We start from the raw sequence: 1,245 nt of genomic DNA, 5'->3' as shown, positions 1-1,245 counted from the left end.
GTATTCGACGGCCGTCATGCCCTGGTCGGCTCGTGGGTGATCGGCGACGAACCGGCAGGTATCGGGATACGCGAAGACGACGATCGTATTACGCGCAATACGAGCTGCTTCGTGCCTCATTTGTTTCGCTGACTTCGCTCAATGATGTGGCGGGTCGTACATCACGGTGACGTAATAGGTGACGCGGCCGACCGGATTCGCGCGGCTAAAACTCGCGAAAACGAACGCGTCGGATGGCTGGTTGAACGGCGCCATCTGCGACTTGCCCGTCACCTGTACATTCCCTCCGGCGACAATGCCGACGAGATCGGGCTCAGGCGTCGCGGTCGGCGGATCGAAGGTGATGTCCGGGAGCTCGACAGCACCGTACTTCGCCTTCAGGGCGCGATACGTCGTCGCCCAGACCTTCGAGGCGGCCTTGATGTCCTCGCCTTCGTAAAGGTAAACGCCGATGCGGACGAGCTTCCCCTCCTTGAAGAAGAACTGCACGTTCTCCTTGTGACCATCGAACAGTCCGTTATAGGTCTCGAGGTCGCCGTTGGTGAACGACTTGTACGGGCCGGCGTCGACCTGCGAGGTGACCTCCTGCGGCGACATGCCGAAATGCCAGGGCGGGAGGCCGCCGGTCGGTAGCACGGTCTGCGCGGTCGTCGTTGCGCCGAAGGCCAGTGACAGGATCAGTAACATCGATGCAAGAGTTCGTCGCATGTCCCATTTCCCTGGTGTGGTTCGATTGATCGTCAAGAGCATCGCCGATGAATCGGCTCCCACATGGAGCCACCGCGAGTGCCGTGTAACATAATCGATTCTCGCACCCCGGAGTTCTCACATGCCCTTGCCCACCGTCGAAACCGAAACGAAGCCGTCGCCGACCTGGTCGGTCATCTGGCTGCATGGCCTCGGCGCCGACGGCAACGACTTCGCACCCATCGTGCCGGAGCTGGTCGACGCAAGCTGGCCCGGCGTGCGCTTCGTCTTCCCGCACGCGCCGGTGCGTGCGGTGACGGTCAACAACGGTGCACCCATGCGTGCGTGGTACGACATCAAGGGGCTTGCCATCGCGGACAAACAGGATGCCGAAGGCATCCGTGCGTCCATCGATGAAGTCGAAGCCTTGATCGCGCGCGAGGAAGAACGCGGTGTGCCTGCCTCGCGCATCATCCTCGCCGGTTTCTCGCAGGGCGGGGCCATGGCGCTCTCGGCGGGGCTTCGTCACCGCGAGACACTCGCTGGCCTGTTGATCCT

Annotated in this window: 3 protein-coding genes; 2 read left to right on the top strand and 1 reads right to left on the bottom strand. The window is 62.3% G+C overall.

Going from position 1 to position 1,245, the window contains the following annotated elements:
- Window positions 1-132: glutathionylspermidine synthase family protein (locus AC1DT2_RS23825; protein WP_477299162.1), on the top strand; the 132-nt coding region annotated here is incomplete at its 5' end.
- A gap of 6 nt (window positions 133-138) precedes the next feature.
- Here the strand turns inward: AC1DT2_RS23825 and AC1DT2_RS23820 are convergent.
- A complete protein-coding gene (locus AC1DT2_RS23820) occupies window positions 139-708 on the bottom strand; it encodes a hypothetical protein (protein ID WP_477299161.1) in 570 nt (189 codons plus the stop codon).
- A 121-nt stretch (window positions 709-829) separates the two neighbouring features.
- Between AC1DT2_RS23820 and AC1DT2_RS23815 the strand changes: the two genes are divergently transcribed.
- Window positions 830-1,245: alpha/beta hydrolase (locus AC1DT2_RS23815; RefSeq protein WP_477299159.1), on the top strand; the 416-nt coding region annotated here is incomplete at its 3' end.

It is taken from the genome of Luteibacter sp. P4_E6 (assembly GCF_056401535.1).
Note: the sequence above shows the minus strand (reverse complement) of the source record. Positions and strands in the feature narration are given on the sequence as shown.